Source organism: Epilithonimonas zeae (assembly GCF_023278365.1).
GTDB lineage: Bacteria > Bacteroidota > Bacteroidia > Flavobacteriales > Weeksellaceae > Epilithonimonas > Epilithonimonas zeae_A.
Genome location: NZ_CP075338.1, coordinates 2,112,187 through 2,134,357, shown reverse-complemented (window position 1 = coordinate 2,134,357; position 22,171 = coordinate 2,112,187). Strand labels below are relative to the sequence as shown.

Here is a 22,171-nt window from a genome sequence, read left to right as displayed (position 1 = left end):
AAACGGATAAAACAATGCCAGTATATACAAGAATAATCATTTCTGCAGAAGATTTTTTAAGCTATTCTAAAGATTTGCTGAACCAATACAATATCCACTGTTATGTAGAATATCGGGATAAAAAAAAGAAAGCATCTTACAAAAAAGTGGATTTGTCCCAAAGTTTTTCCAACGTTTTTTCTAAGAAATACGATTGTTTTTTTCTCTGTGCAAAAGGACCGGAAGATACTTCTGTAACCAGTTTTTACGACGATGAATGGTGTGATGATACTATTGTAGCAGAAGGCGGACGTGAAACCGAAACCGAAATAGAACAGCTTGATTTACGTATTATAAGTAAGCTGCATAATGACAACATCCGATTATTTGTAAATGCCCTGAATGCAAAAATGAAAAAAGACCCACAATTTGGTAAGGGAATTGAACCCGAAAATTATTTGAATAAAAATATCTTTTACAAGAAAGGTTTGCAAAAAATCATTTGGGCCAGTTTTGAAAGAAAACCGTTTTTGGATCCAATTGAATTGCCGGCAGAATAATTTTTAGTAGAAAAAATGGGGGGTCCATTTCTGGAAAAAATTTCAGAAATGATGAAAAGGCTACAGAAAATGCAGATGTTTCAAACTTCTGACTTTTGAAATAATAAAAACATTGATACTCACAAAAACGAGAACAAATTTGTTCTGTACTTTAATTTTGATTAATTACAGTTTCTATTACTATAAAATTCTTATATTTAAATAGAAAATAATTAAAAACATAACAGATGAAATTTATTTACTACAATTTTACTTTTTATACCTCTGTCACTTAAGAAGTGTTCCAATCCGTTGCACAAAAAATATTTCTTTCAAGGTAAATTCTGAAGAAAAAACTCAGTACACGCTTTTTTTCAGCGACTTAAAAAAGGTGAAGCTACTCACATCGATCAATTAAATATTTGAAACATCTATGAAAATTTATTTGTTTTTCGTTCATCTATTAATTCATTTATCTATCAGTGCGCAAGCCGTTCCCGAATTATATCCCGCAAATGACAGACAAACAGGTCATCTCGGATATTACCTGGAAGATGGCACGAATGTCGTAAAACCTCAATTTTGCTCGGCTTCTTACAACACAGACGGTTATTATTTGGTTTCAAAAGCTGAACATAAATTTGACGAATATGGAAGAAGAGATCAAAATCACATTCCGGGAACAGAAAAGTTCGGATTGCTGGATGGTAAAGGCAATTTCATCATTGATCTCAACAATGATTATGAAGGAATTGGTGTAGGAGACAGTGTGATTTACGTAATAAAAAACAATTTGTACGGAACTGTAAATGATAAAAATGAAATTGTAATTCCCATTGAATACAGCACTTTAGAAATCGATGACAAAAACAGAATTCGAGCTCAAAAAAAGAACAAATATGGAGTCATCAACCATTTAAACAAAATTATCATTCCGTTCCAATACGATTTTATCGGTTCAACTATGCCTGATGGAAAAGGATTTCTAGCAATTGTTCGAACTGAAAACAAGACAAGCGTTATCAATCAAGACAATCAGTTAATTGTTCCTCTGACAAAATATTCTTTGATGGATTTGTATAAAACGGTTATGGTCGCTTCGAATAATGAAAAATTTGGTGTGCTTGATTACAAACTCAATCCAATTCTTCCTTTTGAGTTCGAAAGTATTTATGTGGAAGAAAATGAAATCAAGGCGTACAAAGATGAATATCGATATGTTTATAGCTTAAAAGGCGAATTGATAAAAAAAGAAAATATTTCAGAAGGTGTGAAAATGGTTAATTAAAAATATTGAACATTTTGGAATCATAAACCATTCTCTGCAAATTATATATGGTTTTGATTTAAAATAAATCTAAAATGGAACCGAAGACTTTGTCTGGGAATAAATAGATAAACCAATGTTAAATCCGGCCTGGAAATCTTGGTTTTTTAAAAGAGATTTAAGTGAACCGTCGTAACAATAAACCGGAATTAGTTAACAAAGTAATTAAAGTAATGGATAATTCGAAGTTATTTACAGAAGAAATTGAGTATTTGCAGAAAACTGAAGATTCTGATGATGAGTGCAATGGACAGCGAGAAACTTATGATGAATTTACGATTAATAAAATCAAAGGTGAATATCTAAACGTTCCCGAAGATTATTGGACGTATTTAAAAGAAATTGGCTGGGGAAGTTTTGGTGACGGAACTTATATGATTTATTCTGCGCCAACAAGCTTGGAAGAACTTGGACTTGGAGAAGCTTATCTAAATATCTCAGCTAACTATAAATTCTTCGGAGACAATTTGTCGGGAGATTTAGCTGGCTTCGATTTATCAAATCCGAACGATGAAGTAATTGAATTTTGGCACGAAGACGTTGAAATAGAAATAACCAAAAAAACTTTTAGGCAATATATCAGACAACAAATTGGTTTAAAACCGAAAAAAAACTAGAACTGTACATAACAAGTGTGCTTCCCAAAAATGTTTGGCTTACGAAGCCCGCCAATAGCAAAGTCCCAAAATTTTAACCACAAAGCAAAAACAAAACGCATAGACAAATGAAAATTGACCTATATCCAAACTTTGATGAAGTATTTGCAGACGAGACGCTTAAAGGAATTTTTTACCCTTTATGTACTGTGTCGCTTGAGAAATATCCTAATAAAGTATTTCATTTTATCTCCTCTAACGGGCTGTGGATGGACGAAAGTTTTGAAACAGCATATAATACTTTCGGTTATACACTTTTTGACGTTGTAGAAAATAAATACAAATTTAAAGGCAACACCAAACTTTACAAAGGCTCTGATAAGGCAAAAAGCATATTTGAGGGATTACAAAATGACTTCGACCGTAACGGGAAACTTTATTTAGAAACTAAAACACAAACAGAAGTTTACATCGAACAACAAAAGAAAAATCTAAACGTTGAAGCCGATGAAGAGTTTGATGCTGATTATTACATACAAACATTTTACGAATTTTCGATCAACAAATTAAACTTCGAATTGACTAAAGAATTTGGCGCATTTAGAGGAGTAATAGATGGTTGGCCAGATAGTGATAAGATTAGTCCAATTGTGTATGACGAAACTACGGACGAGCTAAAAGGAACTTTAAACTATTATGAAAAGCCTAAAATCCAGAATGTTGATGATTTTGAAGTAATTGGAAAAATAATTGGTTTTGAATTTTTTACCGACGGAAATGACACTGTTTTGTTTTACGATAATGCTGATCAAATCCTTTGTGTGAACTCATACTCTTAAAATTCTTGCTGAACAAAATATGGTATCACAATGGATTATTTAGAACAGGCACAACAGTACATCTCTGATCAAAAGCACGGTTTCGAATATTTTGCAGTGATGTTGGGGATTTTCTTTGCTTGGTCGGCAATTGGTAACTGGAACTGGTTTTACGACCCACCCTACAGCTCGGTAAAAAATCCTATTGGCTTTTGGTTTGGTCGAAAAGCATTTAGGGTAACCATTTTTATTTTCGGTATTGTTTTAATAGCCGGTGCTGTTTGGCTTTTAATATGAAGTATAACAATTAAGCAAAGCCCCGAAACTAACAATCAATTAGGAATTGACAGAAATTTGAAAGTTAACCTTACGGAATAACGATTACAGGAAAAGAAAAAGTTATTCCGACAATAAATACTTATATCCGAAGGACTATGTTATTTGCAAGAACTTGAAGGCGACTTTTGTTACGAATATTATAAATGCTTGCACAACATTATGACGGTTTCTTATTTTCTGTATATGTAGTTTTTATTCATCAAAAAAAATAATATTTTTATCAAAAAAAACAAATGCATACAGGAAAACGATATTCCCCTTTAGAGTTCTTCAAATGGACCAAGCAAGCTACTTTTTGTCTGTTCATTATCTCTTCTATTGCTACGGTTCTGTATTACTTCGGATGGAAGTTTTTAGCCTTGCCTTGGCAGCCTATCGCAATTATTGCAACTGCGGTGGCTTTTATTGTAGGATTTAAAAATAATGCGAGTTATAATCGTATTTGGGAAGCAAGGCAAATCTATGGTGCGATTATCAATGATAGTCGAAGTTTTGCTTATTCTGTTCGGGATGCATTGGGAGGGAAAGAATCTGATGTAGTTAAGAGGATTTTTTACCGCCATTTTGCGTGGTTGACGGCTGTGAGGTTCCAATTAAGAGAACCGAGATCGTGGGAAAATGTCGATAATGACGGTAATTCTAATTTCAGAAAAGGCAGGTACGAAATTCCTGAACTTAACTCTAATCTTTCCGATGAATTAAAATCTTTCTTGTCTACTGAAGAACATCAATATATTCTTTCCAAAAAAAACAAAGCAACACAACTGACAGCTTTGCAATCTGAAGATTTTGCTAAACTGAAAAAGGAAGGAAAAATCAATGATTTCCAATGGACACTTTTGCAACAATCGATTATAAAATTTACGGATAATCAAGGTAAGGCAGAGCGAATTAAGAATTTCCCTTACCCAAGGAATTTTGCTTCAATTACTACATATTTACTTTTTATTTTTGTGGTTCTCGCACCTTTTGGTCTTTTGAAAGAAATGGATAAATTAGGCGACGGAACTTTTTTGGAAGGCTTTACAATTTGGTTTAATATTCCTTTTGCAGCGATGATCACTTGGGCTTTTCACACCTTAGATACAGTAGGTGAAAGTTCAGTGAATCCTTTTGAGGGAAGTGCTAATGATATTCCCATTACACAAATCAGCCGAACGATCGAAATTGATATGAGAGATATGTTGGACGAAAAAGATTTACCGGCGCCAATTCTTCCTCAGAATAATATTGTTCTCTAAAACAATTTGAACAACCAAAAAAACTCTTCCAATTAGGAAGAGTTTTTTTATTAATGAAAGTTTGGATTTAATTTCAAATCATTGAGATCAAGTTGTAATTCCGCTTTCCGGATTTCCTCATCATCATAATACTTCTCGCGTCTCATTTGGAAAATATCAATTCTTTGTTTTGCATAGATTTCTTTTAAAATTTCAGCAAATTTATCAATCTCCTGAGTAGTGCAATTGTTACATTCCAAAAGGTCTAATTGATTCTCTGTGTTTTCTGTTTCGATAGAAATCTGAGAATGATAATTTTTCAAAAGATTGCTTTTGTTCACGACATCACCATAATTTGAATTGATGTGATTAAGCGCCAATCTATTTAATCTGATTTGGATTTGGGCTTCCTGTTGTTCTTGTGGAAGGACGACATCCATTGATGGCATATTCAGTTTTCTGACAATGAAAGGCAATGTCAATCCTTGTACAACTAAGGTTATAAAAATGACAATGAATGTAATTAATAAAATTAAATTCCTGTGAGGGAAAGGACTTCCGTCATCCATCACAAAAGGAATGGAAAGAGCGGTTGCTAATGATACCACACCACGCATTCCGGCCCAGCCAATTACAAGAGGACCTTTCCAGCCAGGAGACTGTTCTTTTCTTACAGATTTGAAAAGCCATCTTGGAACAAAAGCAGCGGGATAAATCCATAAAAATCTGATGGCGATGACAACTGCACTTATAATAACACCGTATTTGATTCCTTGGATCAAAGATGCTTCTTCTAATCCTCGGATGATTGAAGGTAGTGATAATCCAATTAAGATGAAAACCATAGCATTCATAACGAAAATCACGGTTGTCCAAACGCCTAACATATTGAGGCGTGTATTTCCGTTTTTGAAAATTTCGTGCGATCTGTAGGAGATGAAAAGTCCGCCAGTTACAACGGCCATTACGCCTGAAAAGTGAAATTGTTCTGCACCGAGATACAAAATATAGGGCGTCATAATCGTCAAAGCGGCATCAATGGCTGATGTAGTTGGCAAGTAACGATGAATGAGATACATAATTCCTGCTCCAATCAATCCAACCACGATTCCCATCCCCGCTACCAGAAAGAACTGTCCTGTGGCCTCGTGCATAGAAAAACTTCCTGTCAGAATAGCTGCCAAAGCAAAACGAAATACAATCAAAGATGAAGCATCATTCACAAGGCTTTCACCTTCCAAAATACTGATGATTCTTTTCGGAACTGGTAATCCTTTCAACACGGTTGTTGCTGCAACAGCATCCGGTGGCGAAACGATGCCGCCTAATAAAAATCCTAATGCCAAAGTGAATCCCGGAATTAATGCCTGAGAAAGATAAGCGATAATCAATGACGTTGCGAATACTAATCCGAAAGCTAGTAAAGCGATTGGTCTTTTCCATTTCCAAAAGTCGTTCCAGGAAGTGTACCAAGCGGCTTCGTATAATAATGGTGGTAAGAAAATCAGAAAAACCAGTTCTGGGTCTAATTCTATCTCGGGAATTCCAGGTAAAAGGCTAATGATTAAACCTGCTAAAACCAAAAAAATAGGATAAGCGATTTTCATTTTTTTTGCTACCATTACCATCATAAAAACAGAGAAAAGTAATGCCAGGATCAATAATAAATTATGATGCATTTGAAAAGAAATTAAATTATGTTTTTACTGTAAAAATATAATTCTGCATATTAAAATCCTATATCTTTCTGGAATTAAATAAAAAAATAAAAACGATATGTTTTTGAGATTTGTTTAAAGATTTAATTGTCTGATATTTAAACAATAAAGTAATTGTTTTCTTAGTGATGTTTAATGTCAAAAATAATTACAAATTTTTGTAACAAATAGCAAAATTAAACTACTCATCAAAACTAAATATTACAATCAAAAATGAAAAAGATCTCTCTTAGTGCATTGATGTTGGCTTCATTATTTAATGTTGCTTTTGCACAAACCAAACAAGCTGCTTTGGAGCTTAATTATATGGACACATCTGTGCGTCCTCAAGACGATTTCTACAATTATGTGAATGGAACTTGGATGAAAACTGCAAAAATTCCTGCAGACAAACCAAGTTGGGGTTCTTTTACTCAACTTAGAGAAACGACTGATAATAATTCTTTGGGACTGTTGGATAACATTTTGAAAGAAAAATTCGCAGCTGGTTCAGAAGGTCAGAAAATTCAGGCGCTTTATGAAACCTATATGGATATGAATAAGCGTAATGCTGATGGACTTAATCCAATTAAAGCTGATTTGGCGAAAATTGATGCGATTAAGAATCTGAATGATTTACAAAAATATCTTGCCGAAGCGACTAAGAGAAGTGATAACGCATTTTACGGCTGGGGTGTAGATGGTGACCTTAAGAATTCTAAAATGAATGCGGTTTATCTTGGTGATGCATCATTTGGTCTTGGTAGAGATTATTATCAAAAAGAATCTCCAAAGAATACCGAAACTATCGCTGAATATAAAAAATATGTAGCTAAAGTTCTAACCGAAATTGGTTATAAAAATGCGGATGTTGCTGCGGGACAAATTGTTGATTTCGAAAAGAAAATGGCAAAGACATTATTGACGAATGAGCAAATCCGTGATGCTAATCTTCAGTACAACCCTAAGACTTTACCAGAACTTAAAACTTTGGTGAAGAACATCGATCTTCCAAAGTATCTTGCTGAAGTTGGTGTGAAAACCGATAAGGTAATCATTGGTGAGATTAATTATTATAAAAATCTTGATACTTTCTTAACGGAGAAAAATATTCCTTTGATTAAGGATTATCTTAAATTCCATTTGACTTCCGGAAGTGCGGGTTATCTTAATCAGAAATTGGACGATATGAAGTTCGATTTCTACAGCAAATATCTTCAGGGTCAGCAAGAGCAAAGAGCACTTAACAAAAGAGCGTTGTCTCTTATCAATGGTGTGCTTGGTGAAGCTTTCGGAAAGGTTTATGTTGAGAAATATTTCACGCCAGAAGCTAAAGCTCAAATGTTAACTTACATCGATTATCTTAAGAAAAGTTTCGGTGTTCACATCAATGGTCTGACTTGGATGTCTTCTACAACTAAGCAAAAAGCACTTGAAAAATTGAACAAATTTACAGTGAAGATTGCTTATCCGGACAAATGGAAAGACTATTCTAAATTGGTTCTGAAGTCTGATAAAGATGGCGGTTCTTTATATTCAAATTTAAAGAATGTTGAAAGCTGGCATTATGACAAAGAAATAGAAAAAGTAGGAAAGCCAGTTGATAAAACGGAATGGGGGATGTCTCCACAAACGGTGAATGCTTACTACAATCCTGTAAATAACGAAATCGTTTTCCCTGCTGCAATTCTTCAACCACCTTTCTTCAATCCAGATGCAGACGCAGCAGTGAATTTTGGAGGAATCGGAGCGGTTATCGGACACGAAATGACACACGGTTTTGATGATAGTGGTGCTCAGTTTGATGGTGATGGAAATTTAACGGATTGGTGGACTGCTGAGGATAAAACTAACTTCGAAAAAGCGACAAAAAGTTTAGCGGCACAGTACGATAAATATGAACCTGCAAAAGATGTTCACGTGAATGGAACCTTTACCAATGGAGAAAATATCGCTGACTTAGGTGGTGTAAATATCGCTTATGATGCATTACAAATGTATCTTAAAGATAAAGGAAATCCAGGCAAAATTGATGGCTATACGCCGGATCAGAGGTTTTTCTTAAGCTGGGCAACAGTTTGGAGAACTTTATCAACAGATAAATATTTAACTAACCAAGTTAAGACAGATCCGCACTCTCCAGGGTTCTTCAGAAGTTTTGGTCCTTTGGTTAATACGGAAGCTTTCTATAAAGCATTCGATGTAAAAGAAGGCGATAAGCTTTACAAGAAACCAGAAGAGAGAATTAAAATTTGGTAATACAAGTTCTTATAAATAAAAAAATACCCTGTGATTTTCGCAGGGTATTTTTTATCATCAAATTTCTATATATTTTAAAAAATCATGTTTTGTTTCAAAGCTTGATATAAAAAAGGATAATTTGTTATTAAATAGAGTAAGCATTGCCCTTAAAAGAGCAAGTTTGCTTTTGTTAGTAAATAAAAATCCCATCTCGTTAAGAGATGGGATTAAAATTATTTATAATTCTAAGAATTATTTTTTGATAGCTTTGAAAGTTTTAACGCTTCCATCTTCCATCTTAAGGTTTACGATGTAAAGACCTGTTTTTAAGCTAGAAAGATTAAGTTCTGCTGCTGGAGCAAGAGTTTTAACTTCTCTACCAGAGATGTCATTTACAGAAACTGATTTAACACCTTTTACATCAGAGATATTAAGAACATCTGTGAATGGGTTAGGGTAAACAGAAACTCCTTTTTTATTTACATCAGAAACGGCCATAAATTCCTTATAATCAATAGTGTAATCTTCTACCTGACCATTGATCATATTAGAACAACCTGTTTGTAATGGTGTATTCAAAGTAGTTGCATTCGGAGATTGGAAATTATACTTGATTCTCATAAATTTCTTTCCTAAGCTAGTTCCCGCAGGAATTGTGATGTTTCCTGTTAATGTCACAGGATTAGATGTAACGCCTCCTGCGTAAAGTTTTGAAGCGAAAGTATTAAAATATGCTTCTCCAGCATCATCAAAATCTCCATCGTTATTCCAATCAATAAATACAGATGCTGCCCATCCATTTGCTGCATTTCCATTAGTACCTCCTAGTATTGTTACAGGAACAGTAGCTACATTGTTTAAAACTGGGAATTCTACAGTAGTGAAGTCTTGGTGTACAGGATAAGAACCAATACCTGTTGCTGTCGGATCAGATGTATTAGTAACACCGGCAAAAGTTACAGACTTAATTGGTGCAATAGCTGCTGGAGCACTAGAAGTTAATGGTCCGCAATGTGCTACAGAAGAGTTTGTACTGAATGTAATTTCCTGACATCCTGTTGCGTCTCCGTTCAAATTGCTAGGAGTAACTTTAGTATAATAAGTTGTATTAGGAGTTAACACGATATTGCTTGTTGTTCCTTCTGCTGTTCCATTAAAAACATCGGAGCCGCCAGGAGTAGTTCCTACGGTTACTTTATAATTAACAGCATTGGCAGCTGCATTCCAAGTAAGGGCATAATTTCCTGCAGAAACCACAGAACCGTTATTAAGTCCAACAAAAGTTGTGCATGAAGGTACTGTTGTAACAGTTTCTTGTGCGATAGAAATGTTATCTACATAAATGTTACCACCCGCATTACCTGTAGTTTTTACGAACCAAGCACCTATGCCATAAACTTTACCTGGTTGTAAAGCTCCTGCAGGGATAGTGGCAGTAAGAGTTTGACAAGTTGTTATAGCGGCAGTTGTTAAAGCTGTACCAGAACTAACATTAACAATGCTCCAAGTGTCTTCTACTTCATCATAAATCATGTAGGAGATATATAATGTCCCTGCAACGGTTGCTGCTTTTTTATAGTTAATACTTACATTAACTTTTTGACCATTGTTTACTTGTCCTTCGTCTTCTAATGTAAGTAACTGTACCATCCACCCAGTTTGTGATGTTGTAGAAGCAATTGCTAATTGCCCTCCCAAGCTTCCGCCACAAGCTGCTGCTGCAGTAATTGTACCTGTTCCAAACTGACCATACTGACCAATGTTAGTATCAGCTTCAAAGTCACCAATATGGTTAATTTGTGCATTAGCACAAACACCGAGTGCTAAAAGGCAAGAAAATAGAATTTTTTTCATAATGCTATAAATTTATTTAAACTGATACGAATATAGAATTTTTTTTTAATCTGAAGAAGTATATTAACACTTAAAGTTAATTTAAGTTATTAAATAAAAAAACCACCTCAAAAAGAGGTGGCTAGATATTTATTAAGTTTAAATTATTTTTTGATGGCTTTGAAAGTTTTAACGCTTCCGTCTTCCATCTTAAGGTTTACGATGTAAAGACCTGTTTTTAAGCTAGAAAGGTTAAGTTCTGCTGCTGGAGCAAGAGATTTAACTTCTCTACCAGAGATATCATTTACAGAAACTGATTTAACACCTTTTACATCAGAGATGTTAAGAACATCTGTGAATGGGTTAGGGTAAACAGAGATATCTTTTTTGCTTATGTCAGATACTCCTAGGAAAGCTTTATATTCTAAAGTGTAATCTTCAACTTGGCCATTAGTTAAATCAGTACAAGCTGTTGTTAATGGTGAGTTGATTGTGGTGCCTGAGAAGTTATATTTCACTCTCATTCTCTTATTGCCAAGAACTGTACCAGTTGGGATAGTAATATTTCCTGTTAATGTAGCTATGCCGTTTGTAACAGTTGTTGTTCTTAGCATTGTTGCTGTTGTATTAAAATAAGATTCTCCAGCATCATCAAAATCTCCATCATTATTCCAGTCAATAAATGCTGACATTGCCCATCCATTATTAGCAATTCCAATTCCTTGAACAGTTAATGGTAAAGAAGTAACATTATTAGCAACACTAAATACTACATTTGTAAAACTTTCCTCTGTTGCGTAAGAACCAAAAGTTGTTGCAGCTGCGTCAGAAGTATTTGTTGATCCTGCAAAATTTACTGACTTGATTGGAGTAATTTGAGTTGGTGCTGTTGATGTGAATGGACCACAATAAGGAGCAAACGGATTTGGTCCTGTTGTGAAAGATGTTTCTGTACAGCCTGTAGCATCTCCAATATCATTAGTTGCAACGATTTTCAAATAATATGTTGTGTTAGCTGCTAATGGAGGATTGTTATTAATTGTAGCTCCAGATGAAGCTGCTACTCCGTTAATTGCATTATATGTACCAGGTGATGTTCCTAGATATAATTTATATCCAGAAGCGCCAGTAGCATCTGACCAAGTGAAAGAAGGTCTTACAGTTACATTAGTAGCTCCATTTGCTGGACTTGTAGCTGTAGTACAACCTGGAACTGTTGTTGGAGTTGTATCATTAACAATAGTGTCAAACATTAGATACCATTGATCCGTATCTACAGCATGAAATCCTACATAAACAGTCTGTCCAACATATGGTGTTAGGTCTAGTGTTACTTTAGTCCAAGCCGCTGGTGCTTTTGATGTTGCTTTTAATGTTGTAGTGAATGCTGCTGCAGTCGCTGTAGTAGTCGATAACATTACGTTGTAGTTTTCAGTAAAAGAGCTACTGAAGCTAGCAACATAAAAAGATAATCGGTCATTAACACCAGCCTGTACAGCGATTGCCGGAGTTACTAAATAATCGTCATGAGCTGTTGCTCCATAAGCAATACGAGCGACGTTTGCTCCGCTTTGTGCCGCTGTCACTGTTCCGCTAGTTGGTACTGTTCCAAATGCAAACCCATTTGCATCCCCACCGTTGATTACTGTCCAACCAGAAGGAGTTGTAGTGCCTGCGTCGAAATTTTGTACAAATTGGGCATTAGCCCCAATGCCCAATATCATCGAGCATGAAAGTAGAAATTTCTTCATAATTATATAATTTTTAAAATTCAGTCAAATATAGTAATTATATGATATGAAAGAATATTTTTTTTTATTAAATATTTGCAGATTAGATGATTTGTGTAACTATGTTTTATTTTGTTTTGAATTTACAAATAAAAAAAATTTTTTATTTGTATTGTTTAAGATTTGATATAGTTGTTGTTGAATTAGGAAAATTATTTTATTAAATTGTATTTTTAGTTAATTCAAAAAAACTTCATAATTATTAATTTGATGAATTACTTCCAATAGATTTTCATTAATATTAATCTTGTGCTGCATAGAAACAACTTCTAATACAGATTCGTCTTCCGGATTTTTGATAAAGAAATTAAGCTTTTGCTCGCCTTGATTTTGAATGATATTTTCTCTGAAAAACTCAATGTCAGATTGTCGTAATGAATCCAATGGAACTACAACAGACAAACTTTTAGCAAATTTTTCAAAAGCTTCTTTCAATTCCAGAACTTCATTCACATTCACGAAAACACGACCATCTTTTCCTTGAGAATATTTGATTTTCATAATCACGAATCGCTGAACCTCCAATTTATCTTTCAGTTTCATATAATCTCGGTCGCCTAATCGGAAAGAGTAGGAGCCAGTGTAATCTTCCAACATTACGAAAGCTACTTTTTCGCCACTCCGGAAACCGTCTGCCACACGATATTCTGTGATTAGTCCGGCAACTGTATATTCTTTGGTGTTGTCTTTTTCATTCATTTTGTCTTTCCAGCTTTTCTTTTCCTCAAACAACTCCGCCGTTTTTGGAGGGAAAGCCAAATCTTTAAAAGCTTCTACTTCATCCAGATTCAAGAAATTGAAATTTCCTTTTGGCTCAGCTTTTACAGTGATTTCTTCAATGATTTCATCCTCTAAACCACCATCATCAGAAACAACAATGTCCGGAACTTCATCCTCAATAGGACTGTCATCTTTTTCAAGAATCGGAATCACTTCTTCCAAAACGATTTCTTCCTTTTTCTCTTCCAAAACTGCTTTTTTGGAAAGAACACCTTGCATAAATTGGAATTGATATTTGAACTCATCCAAAGGATGTGCAGAAAGATAGAAACCGATAATCTCTTTTTCTCTATTGAGTTTATGCATATTTGGCCATTCCGCACAGGGCAAAAGTTTAGGTTGTTCAATTTGAACTTCCTCCGCAAAATCTGCAAACAAAGAATTTTCCATTTCATTTTTACTATCCTGGAAACTTTGTCCATAGCGGATCAATCTTTCGATATTAGTTCTTCCGGCTGGGTCGATGTCAAAATATTGACCACGATGATAAGAATCCAATTCGTCAAAAGCACCAGCAATAATTAAACTTTCCCCAACTCTCTTATTGACCTGTGATGACGGAATTCTCTCAAAAAAATCATAAATATTTTTATAACGGCCACCTTCTCTCGTTTTGGTAATCGCTTCACTTGGACCTTCGCCAATTCCTTTGATTGCACCGAGACCAAATCGAATTTGACCTTTTTCATTTACAGAAAATTTGTACTGAGATTCATTCACGTCTGGTCCCAAAACATCTACACCAATAGCCTTGCAATCTTCCATAAACATTGTGATAGAAGCTGTATTGTTGATGTTGTTACTCATTACACTTGCCATATATTCAGCGGGATAATTAGCTTTCAAATAGGCTGTTTGGTAAGCGATCCAGGCATAACAAGTGGAGTGGGATTTGTTGAAAGCGTATTCTGCAAAGGCTTTCCAGTCATTCCAGATTTTCTCCAATCGTTCTTCATTCAGGTTATTTTTTCTTCCACCTTCTATGAATTTTGGATACATTTTATTCAGTACATCAATCTGCTTTTTACCCATCGCTTTTCTCAACGTATCGGCTTCACCTTTTGTAAAATTGGCGAGTTTCTGAGACAGGAGCATTACCTGTTCCTGATAAACCGTAATTCCGTAAGTTTCTTCCAAATATTCTTCAAGTTCCGGTAAATCGTAAATAATTTCTTCGGTTCCGTGTTTTCTGTTGATGAAATTCGGAATATATTTTATCGGGCCTGGACGATACAAAGCGTTCATTGCAATCAAATCGGCGAAAACTGTTGGTTTCAGTTCGCGCATATATTTTTGCATTCCTGGACTTTCATATTGGAAAATCCCGATGGTTCGTCCGTCTTTGAATAATTGATAAGTTTTCGCATCGTCAAGTGGGATTTCATCTGGGTCAATGTCAATTCCGTGACGTTCTTTAACTAATTTTACTGCATCTTTTATGATGGTTAAAGTTCTTAATCCTAAGAAATCCATTTTCAAAAGACCTGCATCTTCTGCCACTGAGTTGTCGAATTGAGAAACCAAAATCTCTGCATCTTTCGCAGCAATCGTAATAGGAACCAGATTGCTCACTGGCTCTGGCGTAATGATTACACCACAAGCGTGGATTCCGGTGTTTCTGATGCAGCCTTCCATCTTTTTGGCGCTATCCAAAACGGAAAATCTGGAGTCGTTTTGGTCGCTGAGAATGGCTTTCATCTCATCCACCAGCTGTTGGTCTTCTGGCTTCAGTTTATCATATTTTGTTAAAGCTTTTGCGATGTTCATTCCTGGGCTTGGAGGAATTAATTTCGCAATCATATTGGTTTCCGGAATCGAAACATCCAGAACTCGCCCCGCATCTTTAATCGCAGATTTTCCTCCTAAAACTGAATATGTGATAATCTGAGCAACCTGCTCCTGCCCATATTTCTCAACTACCCATTTGATGATTTTATCACGACCTTCATCATCAAAATCTATATCAATATCGGGCATCGAAACCCTTTCCGGATTCAAAAATCTCTCGAAAAGTAAATCGTATTTAATCGGGTCGACATTGGTAATTCCGATACAGTAAGCCACCGCTGAGCCTGCTGCCGAACCACGGCCAGGGCCAACCCACACGCCCATCTTTCTTGCTTCATTACAAAAATCCTGAACAATCAAGAAATATCCCGGATAACCTGTGTTGGCAATAACTTCTAATTCGAAGTCTAAACGTTCTTTAATTTCAGGAGTGATTCCCGTTTCTTTATATCTTCTGTTTGCACCTTCATAAGTCAGATAAGTCAAGTAAGCCATCTCACCTCGTTTTCCTCCGTCGACGTCATCTTCCGGATTAACGAATTCTGCTGGAATATCAAACTTAGGGAGCAATACATCACGTTTCAAAGTATAAGGTTTGAATTTTGCTAAAAACTCATCGTAAGCTTCAAAAGCATCCGGGTAAGCGAGAAAAGCAGCTTTTAGTTCTTCCGAATTTTTGATGTAATATTCATCTGTAGTTAAACCTTTTCTCTTGCCAAAGCCTTTACCGATAGGCGTTGATAATTTTTCTCCGTCTTTGATACAACCTAAAATATCCTGAATATTTGCATCACTTTTATTGGTGTAATATGTTTCGTTCTGAGCCAAGATTTTCACATTATACTTGTCAGCGAATTGAAGTAAAACTTCATTCAAATGTTCTTCTTCCGGCAGATTGTGATTCTGGATTTGAACATAAAAATCTTCTCCAAATTCCTCTTTCCACCATTGAAATAATTCTTCCCCTTTCTGTTCTCCGATATTCAAAATCGTGCTTGGAATATCACCATTGATTCCTGATGTTAAAGCAATCAAACCTTCTTTGTATTGCGCAATCAGTTCTCGGCTGATTCTCGGAACTCCGAAATAAAATCCTTTCTGGAAACCGATGCTGGAAAGTTTAACCAAATTTTTATAGCCATTGAAATCTTTGGCTAACAAAACAACTTGTGTCCGTCTGTCCGGGTCATCTTTGGTAAATTGCTTTTGCTCGTATCTGTCCGAAATATAAAATTCTGAACCCACAATTGGAATCAGTTGGCTGGAGTCTGGTTCTTCTTCATTGAATTCTTCACCTTTTTCTTCAGCCTCAGCTTTTTTGGCTAAATATTCCTTATGCTTTTTTGAAACTGCTGAATTAGCACCTTCAACTGCTGTAACAAATTTGAAAGCGCCCATCATATTTCCAATATCAACAATGCCGACAGCGGAGAAATTATCGTCTTGTGCCTTTTTGATAAGGTCATTAATGCTCGTTGTAGCAGTCAGAGTTGAGAAAACAGTATGATTATCAAAGTTGAAATAGTTTCCTAAATCAATTTCGTCAATATTCGCAATGTCGGCTTGTTTCTTTTTGTTGTTGAAACTTGCGACTTGTCTTCTTATAACAATTCCGAAAGGTTTAATCGGATTTGGATTGAGCGTTTGAAATTCTTTTAATTGAGCTTCACTGATTTTCAAAACCTCAGTTGGAATCACGCCAATTCTCATCATTTCGAAGAAAACCTGCGCAGTCGCGTTCACATCGGCCGCCGCATTGTGCGCTTCATCGAATTTGTGTCCGTATAATTTTTCGTAAAGTTCTTCAAGCTTCGGAGATTTGTATCTTCCGCCTCGTCCGCCTTCCAGTTTACAATAATCTGTTCCCAAAATCATTGTGTCGGCTTTTGGCTTTTCCTGAAGATTATCTTTGATGTTTTTTCTGAAAAATTCTGCACCAACAATGTTGTAATCAAATTCTACATTGTGTCCGGAAACGACTCTTACATTTTCCAGAGCTTTAGAGAATTCTTCCAAAATCTCCTGCAAATCACGACCTTCTTCATTCGCAATTTTCGTTGTGATTCCATGGATTCTCGCCGCGTTGAAAGGGATGTCATAACCTTCTGGTTTGATGATGTAATCTTGGTTTTCGATTAGGTTTCCATTGTCATCGTGGATTTGCCAGGCAATCTGAACCATCCTTGGCCAATTGTCTGAATCTGAGAGCGGAGCATTGAAATTTTTGGGTAAACCGGTGGTTTCTGTATCGAAAACTAAGTACATCTACATTGTAATTTGGTGTAAAGTTAAGGTTTTAATAAGAGAAAAAAAACGGCTTCAAAGTCCGATTTTGTTAATTGTTCATAAAAAAGTTAATGCTGGTTAAATCTCTTTTCTCAGTGAGAATTAAATCTAATTTTGAAGAAAAATAACCTTTGAAAAAACTTTTATTAGTTATTCTTTTATTCATTTCTAATTTTATTTTTTCTCAACAGATTAGAGGAAGAATTGTCTCTGATTCTGTAGCTGTGAGTCAGGTTTTGGTTGTTAATATCAATTCGCGAGAAAAAACTTATTCTGATTCCAATGGTCAATTTTTGATTAGTGTAAATATTGGCGATGAACTTCGGTTTGTAAAATCAGGTTATGAGCGTAAAATAATTAATGTGAAAAATGATGATGAATTGCTCATTAACATCGTGAAATTAGCTATTGAAATAGAAGAAGTTGAAGTCAAGAAACAATTGAGTGGAAACCTTAGCAAAGATTCCAAATTATTTGATGAAAATAAAATGAAAGCAACACTTAATAATGATTTAAGAGTTTATTATAAGTCACCAGCCAGCGAATTTTTACTTAAACCCAAACACGGAGAATTCGTTCAGCCAGTTGGAGGCGGAATGAGTTTTGGAAAGATTGATGATAAATGGGTTTTGACTGATTTTGTAGAATGGATTAGAGAAAATTTAAAAGATGAATATTTTGTATCGATGGGATTAGGAGTATCGGAAATCAATTCGTTTTTATATTATTCGTTGAGAACATTTGATACTAGGAACATTCTGAAATATGGGTTTTGTAATGAACACGATATCGGGAATTTGAAACTTCATTTTGAAGAAAAATTGAAGGATTTCAAAAAGTAACAGTTAATTTTTATAAAGAAGATTTATACGTTATGGTTTTTTTATCTTTGCAAAAACAATCCTAATGAAAAGAATTTTATTCAGTATAAGTTTTATATTTTCATTTTATTTTTCTAATGCTCAGGATCTTAAGTTGAAGAATGAGTTCACTCAGCAAAGATTAAACGATGAAAGTAAATTAGATTCTTATTTCTCAAAATCAACATCCAGATATTCTCAAAAGCAGAGGGATAGTCTTAAACAGAATTTAGCTGGGTTTGCTGGGAAAATTCCATTGTTTTATACTATGGAAGAAACCAGAGCAAATGCCACTGCAAATATGGATGAGCTCCAGTCAGGAACGGTTTCCGGAATCACATCACCTGTTACAGGGAGTGGAATTAAAATTACAGTTTTTGATGCGGGACTTGTTACGGCAAATCATGAGCAGTTCACAACGGGTCGTGCAATTAATAATGAAAATCCAGCTCTGCAAGATCCACCCTCAAGCGGAGGAACAACAGTTGCAATTAGTAGTCATACCAATAATGTTAATAGTGTTTTAATTGCCAATGGTTCTGGTACTGGTAATGCTGCAGGATTTCCAAAATCTTATGCAAAAGGTGTTCTACCATTAGGAACGACCGATAATTATATGTTTGCATTCACCAAACCTCTGGGAAACCAGTATGAAAAATTGGCCACTTTGCCAAATCTTAACATTTCCAATCATTCTTATGGTGTCAATGTGGGATGGCAGCTTTCTGGTGGAGCCTACTACTGGGTTGGTGCTTATGGACTGAATGCACAAGACACCTACTCGGGAGCTTATGCTGAAAGAGATTATAATTTTGATAAAATAGTATACACCCAGCCGAATCAGATTATTGTTAAATCAACAGGTAATTATTACGGTGTGGGACCGCTTGCGAACTCTGCAAAGTATAAGTTTGATGATGCTACACAAAGTTGGATTCCTTTTGCTGCCAATGATGTGATCCCTCCCGCTAATTGTAGTCAAGGTTATAATTGTATAGGATATGGGTCTCTGGCAAAGAATATCATTACAGTTGGAGCAGTGAATCAATTAACAACACAAGGAAATAAATATACCACTGCGACAGATGTTGTGAAAGGAAGTTTCAGTAGTGCAGGACCAAGAAAAGACGGTGCAGTGAAACCCGATTTGACTGCAGTTGGGGTTGATATGTTTATGGCTAACTCTGGAACATCCAATTATACTGTTACTTTCGGAACTTCATTTGCCGCTCCAATGGTCTCGGGGATTGCTGGTGCACTGACTCAAATCGAAAGAAATATTTCTGGAAACAGCAGTTTTATTTTCAATGTTGATGAGATGAAAGCATTATTAACGCATACAGCGAATGAAGCGGGAAGACCGGGACCAGATGTTTGGTATGGTTGGGGTTTGGTAGATGCAAAAAAAGCAGCTCAGGTTTTAGTTAATAGACTGGATGAAGATGCTTACTTGGAAAAACAGACTTTAACATCAGGGCAACCTTTTACAAAACAAATCAAAGCAACTGGAACCGAACCTTTGAAGGTGAGTATCTCTTGGGTTGATCCTGCAATTACACCTTTTACCAGCGATACAGATCTTCAAAATAATCATACTTCCAGAATTGTAAATGATCTTGATCTTAGAGTGGTAGAAGTTGGTACTGGAACAATTTATTATCCTTGGAGACTTGATATTAATGACCCTAATGCGAATGCGACAAAAGGCGATAATACAGTAGATAATGTAGAACAAATTGTGATTGATAATCCAACAACAAATGGAATCTACAGAATTGAGGTTAATAATAAAAACGCTCTTGTGAATCAAGAAGGAAATACAGCAACTCAAAATTTTGCTTTGGTAGCTACAGGAACTAAGAAAATAACTTTGGCGGCCAATGATTCGAGTAAGCAAGAAGTTAAAATTTATCCTACAAAAACAAAAGATATAATCAATGTTAATGCGCCTAATGATATCGAGAGAATTGCTCTTTTTGATATGAACGGGAAACTGATTCTTGAAAATACAAAGACTTCAAAAGTTCAAGCTATCAGTCTAAATAAATTCACAAGCGGTGTTTACATCATTACTGTGAAAACAAAATCAGGAACCATATCTAAGAAAATTATTAAAGAGTAATTTCTAAATCAATCAAAATAAAAAGCCATCGAAATCTCGATGGCTTTTATTTTATAATTATTACTGTAAATTAGATTGTAGATAATCTCAATGTATTGGTTTTTCCGCCGTTATGAACTGGCATTGCATTTAGATTCACAACAAAATCGCCTTGCTCTACAAATCCGTAATTGTGCGTCAACATATTCACTTGGATTACAGTCTCGTCAGTTGATTTCTGCATATCGTAATAGAATGCTCTTACACCCCAAAGAAGGTTCAACATGGTAATCACACGTTTGTTGTTACTGAAAACGATGATGTGAGAAGAAGGTCTGTGTGCAGAGATTTGGAATGCGGTGTAACCGGAGCTTGTTAAAGTTACAATAGCTTCAGATCCAGTAGATTTTGCAATATCTACAGCAGAACGACAAACTTTATCCGTGATAAAACGCTCATCTACACAGTTGATTTTTTCTTCGATAACGTGGTTTAGTTTTGAATATAAAGCTGTCTTTTCAATATTCTTTACGATTTTAGCCATATTTCTAACCACATCTACAGGATATTTTCCAACAGAAGTTTCTCCGGAAAGCATTACTGCATCAGCTCCGTCAAGTACAGAGTTAGCAACGTCATTGACTTCCGCTCTTGTTGGTGTCAAACTAGTAATCATTGTTTCCATCATTTGGGTAGCAATGATAACCGGCTTAGCATAAAGTCTAGCTTTATTTACCAAGTTTTTCTGGATAACAGGCACTTGTTCCATTGGAACTTCAACACCTAGATCTCCTCTTGCAACCATTAGACAATCACACTCCATCAAGATCTCATCGATGTTTTTCACACCTTCTGGCTTTTCGATTTTAGCAATGATTGGTGTTTTCGTTTTGTTGGTTGGGTGTTTTGCCATCAATTCTTTCAAATCGATGATATCCTGTGCGTGACGCACGAATGATAAAGCAATCCAATCAAGCTCAAGATCCAACATAAAGTTAGCATCCTCAATATCTTTTTCTGTCAAAGCAGGAAGAGAAACATTGGTGTTAGGAAGGTTAACTCCTTTTTTAGAACTCAATGGTCCGCCTTGGATCGTTTTAGCTCTTACAGTATCTACATTATTAGTTTCAATAACTTCAAAAACCAGTTTTCCGTCATCAATCAAGATTCTTTCCCCAACTTTTACATCCTGAGGGAATTTGTCATAAGTCATATAAACTTTAGTCGCATCGCCCTCCATCTTTTCGTTTGTGAAAGTAAGAACATCTCCCGGATTAAGAAAAGAGCCTTCTTTTACTACACCAACTCTTAATTTTGGACCTTGCAAATCTCCTAAAATAGAGACTGAGTAGCCATATTCTTTATTGATTTCACGAATTATTTCAACATTTCTTTTCACCAATTCGTAATCGGCGTGAGAAAAATTAATTCTAAATACATCAACACCAGCTTGTATCATCTGTATCATCGTCTCCTTGCTAGAAGTAGCAGGGCCTAGTGTTGCAATGATTTTTGTTTTTTTTAGGTTTTTATTCATAATATTGAATTAATTGATAAAGTTCTTCTTCAGAACTCAGTGAATATTCCTGAATTTGAAATACGAAATTTTCCGGGAGCAAAATTAATGAAAAATCCGCAAACATATCGGAATTTGTAAGGATGTAATCTACATCTTGGTGTAGATTTAGTAAAAATTTAATATTTGATTCATCTGAAAAAAGTTGATTTTGAATTTTTTTTTCTATAGATAAAATCGATTTGTTGGAAATGAAGCTGTAACAGTTTTTTGAATATCTGTCGTAAGCTTGATAGCGAGAAAATTGATGATCAAAATATTCACCTTTGATGCATATATCATCAATCCTTTTGAAATTAAAATCGTTGGTTTTATTGAGTAAAAAAAACAATTCGTGCTCTGGGATTGTTTTTACAAGTCGAATCAATCCTATGACGATCTCCGTGTGATCTTCTTCTAGC

The 22,171-nt window shown here is 35.3% G+C and carries 15 protein-coding genes; 9 read left to right on the top strand and 6 right to left on the bottom strand.

Annotated elements, in window-relative coordinates; translation table 11 throughout:
• The first annotated feature begins 14 nt into the window (after positions 1 to 14).
• From KI430_RS09430 to KI430_RS09405, 6 genes are all read left to right on the top strand, one after another.
• Entirely contained in the window at positions 15 to 539 is a 525-nt protein-coding gene (locus KI430_RS09430; RefSeq protein WP_248874247.1) for a hypothetical protein, read from the top strand.
• 412 nt (positions 540 to 951) lie between these two features.
• Positions 952 to 1,806: a WG repeat-containing protein gene (locus tag KI430_RS09425; protein ID WP_248874245.1), complete on the top strand. Its 855-nt coding sequence runs from the start codon at positions 952 to 954 to the stop codon at positions 1,804 to 1,806.
• A gap of 161 nt (positions 1,807 to 1,967) precedes the next feature.
• Entirely contained in the window at positions 1,968 to 2,462 is a 495-nt protein-coding gene (locus KI430_RS09420; protein ID WP_248874244.1) for an SMI1/KNR4 family protein, read from the top strand.
• A gap of 107 nt (positions 2,463 to 2,569) precedes the next feature.
• Positions 2,570 to 3,280: a hypothetical protein gene (locus KI430_RS09415; RefSeq protein WP_248874241.1), complete on the top strand. Its 711-nt coding sequence runs from the start codon at positions 2,570 to 2,572 to the stop codon at positions 3,278 to 3,280.
• 30 nt (positions 3,281 to 3,310) lie between these two features.
• A complete protein-coding gene (locus tag KI430_RS09410; protein ID WP_248874240.1) occupies positions 3,311 to 3,556 on the top strand; it encodes an immunity 17 family protein in 246 nt (81 codons plus the stop codon).
• 275 nt (positions 3,557 to 3,831) lie between these two features.
• Positions 3,832 to 4,839: a bestrophin family protein gene (locus tag KI430_RS09405; RefSeq protein WP_248874238.1), complete on the top strand. Its 1,008-nt coding sequence runs from the start codon at positions 3,832 to 3,834 to the stop codon at positions 4,837 to 4,839.
• 50 nt (positions 4,840 to 4,889) lie between these two features.
• Here the strand turns inward: KI430_RS09405 and KI430_RS09400 are convergent, their stop codons facing one another.
• A complete protein-coding gene (locus tag KI430_RS09400) occupies positions 4,890 to 6,425 on the bottom strand; it encodes a Na+/H+ antiporter (RefSeq protein WP_248874236.1) in 1,536 nt (511 codons plus the stop codon).
• 324 nt (positions 6,426 to 6,749) lie between these two features.
• Here KI430_RS09400 and KI430_RS09395 point away from each other — a divergent pair, with 324 nt between their 5' ends.
• Positions 6,750 to 8,774, top strand: a complete 2,025-nt coding sequence (locus KI430_RS09395) for a M13 family metallopeptidase (protein ID WP_248874234.1) — start codon at positions 6,750 to 6,752, stop codon at positions 8,772 to 8,774.
• A gap of 234 nt (positions 8,775 to 9,008) precedes the next feature.
• Here KI430_RS09395 and KI430_RS09390 read toward each other — a convergent pair whose 3' ends face one another.
• The 3 genes from KI430_RS09390 to dnaE all read right to left on the bottom strand — a co-directional run bounded on the left by KI430_RS09390 (position 9,009) and on the right by dnaE (position 17,212).
• Positions 9,009 to 10,610, bottom strand: coding sequence for a GEVED domain-containing protein (locus KI430_RS09390; RefSeq protein ID WP_248874232.1), 1,602 nt, complete (start codon positions 10,608 to 10,610; stop codon positions 9,009 to 9,011).
• A 143-nt stretch (positions 10,611 to 10,753) separates the two neighbouring features.
• Positions 10,754 to 12,340, bottom strand: coding sequence for a T9SS-dependent choice-of-anchor J family protein (locus KI430_RS09385; RefSeq protein ID WP_248874230.1), 1,587 nt, complete (start codon positions 12,338 to 12,340; stop codon positions 10,754 to 10,756).
• Positions 12,341 to 12,556: 216 nt separating this feature from the next.
• Entirely contained in the window at positions 12,557 to 17,212 is a 4,656-nt protein-coding gene (dnaE, locus tag KI430_RS09380) for a DNA polymerase III subunit alpha (protein ID WP_248874228.1), read from the bottom strand.
• 152 nt (positions 17,213 to 17,364) lie between these two features.
• Here dnaE and KI430_RS09375 point away from each other — a divergent pair, with 152 nt between their 5' ends.
• Positions 17,365 to 18,075: a hypothetical protein gene (locus KI430_RS09375; protein ID WP_248874226.1), complete on the top strand. Its 711-nt coding sequence runs from the start codon at positions 17,365 to 17,367 to the stop codon at positions 18,073 to 18,075.
• Between the two features lie 64 nt (positions 18,076 to 18,139).
• Positions 18,140 to 20,215: a S8 family peptidase gene (locus tag KI430_RS09370; protein ID WP_248874224.1), complete on the top strand. Its 2,076-nt coding sequence runs from the start codon at positions 18,140 to 18,142 to the stop codon at positions 20,213 to 20,215.
• A 70-nt stretch (positions 20,216 to 20,285) separates the two neighbouring features.
• Here the strand turns inward: KI430_RS09370 and pyk are convergent, their stop codons facing one another.
• Positions 20,286 to 21,731 carry a pyruvate kinase gene (gene pyk / locus KI430_RS09365; RefSeq protein WP_248874222.1) on the bottom strand — a complete coding sequence of 482 codons (1,446 nt, stop codon included), beginning with the start codon at positions 21,729 to 21,731 and terminating at the stop codon, positions 20,286 to 20,288.
• On the bottom strand, positions 21,724 to 22,137 hold the full coding sequence (locus tag KI430_RS09360; protein ID WP_248878293.1) for an IPExxxVDY family protein: 414 nt from the start codon (positions 22,135 to 22,137) through the stop codon (positions 21,724 to 21,726). The genes pyk and KI430_RS09360 overlap by 8 nt, the downstream gene beginning before the upstream one ends.
• Positions 22,138 to 22,171: the final 34 nt, after the last annotated feature.

Coding starts and splice junctions, on each gene's coding strand:
- KI430_RS09430 (WP_248874247.1), top strand. CDS start 15: ATGCCAGTATATACAAGAATAATCATTTCTGCAGAAGATTTTTTAAGC.
- KI430_RS09425 (WP_248874245.1), top strand. CDS start 952: ATGAAAATTTATTTGTTTTTCGTTCATCTATTAATTCATTTATCTATC.
- KI430_RS09415 (WP_248874241.1), top strand. CDS start 2,570: ATGAAAATTGACCTATATCCAAACTTTGATGAAGTATTTGCAGACGAG.
- KI430_RS09410 (WP_248874240.1), top strand. CDS start 3,311: ATGGATTATTTAGAACAGGCACAACAGTACATCTCTGATCAAAAGCAC.
- KI430_RS09405 (WP_248874238.1), top strand. CDS start 3,832: ATGCATACAGGAAAACGATATTCCCCTTTAGAGTTCTTCAAATGGACC.
- KI430_RS09400 (WP_248874236.1), bottom strand. CDS start 6,425: ATGAAAATCGCTTATCCTATTTTTTTGGTTTTAGCAGGTTTAATCATT.
- KI430_RS09395 (WP_248874234.1), top strand. CDS start 6,750: ATGAAAAAGATCTCTCTTAGTGCATTGATGTTGGCTTCATTATTTAAT.
- KI430_RS09390 (WP_248874232.1), bottom strand. CDS start 10,610: ATGAAAAAAATTCTATTTTCTTGCCTTTTAGCACTCGGTGTTTGTGCT.
- KI430_RS09385 (WP_248874230.1), bottom strand. CDS start 12,340: ATGAAGAAATTTCTACTTTCATGCTCGATGATATTGGGCATTGGGGCT.
- dnaE (WP_248874228.1), bottom strand. CDS start 17,212: ATGTACTTAGTTTTCGATACAGAAACCACCGGTTTACCCAAAAATTTC.
- KI430_RS09370 (WP_248874224.1), top strand. CDS start 18,140: ATGAAAAGAATTTTATTCAGTATAAGTTTTATATTTTCATTTTATTTT.
- pyk (WP_248874222.1), bottom strand. CDS start 21,731: ATGAATAAAAACCTAAAAAAAACAAAAATCATTGCAACACTAGGCCCT.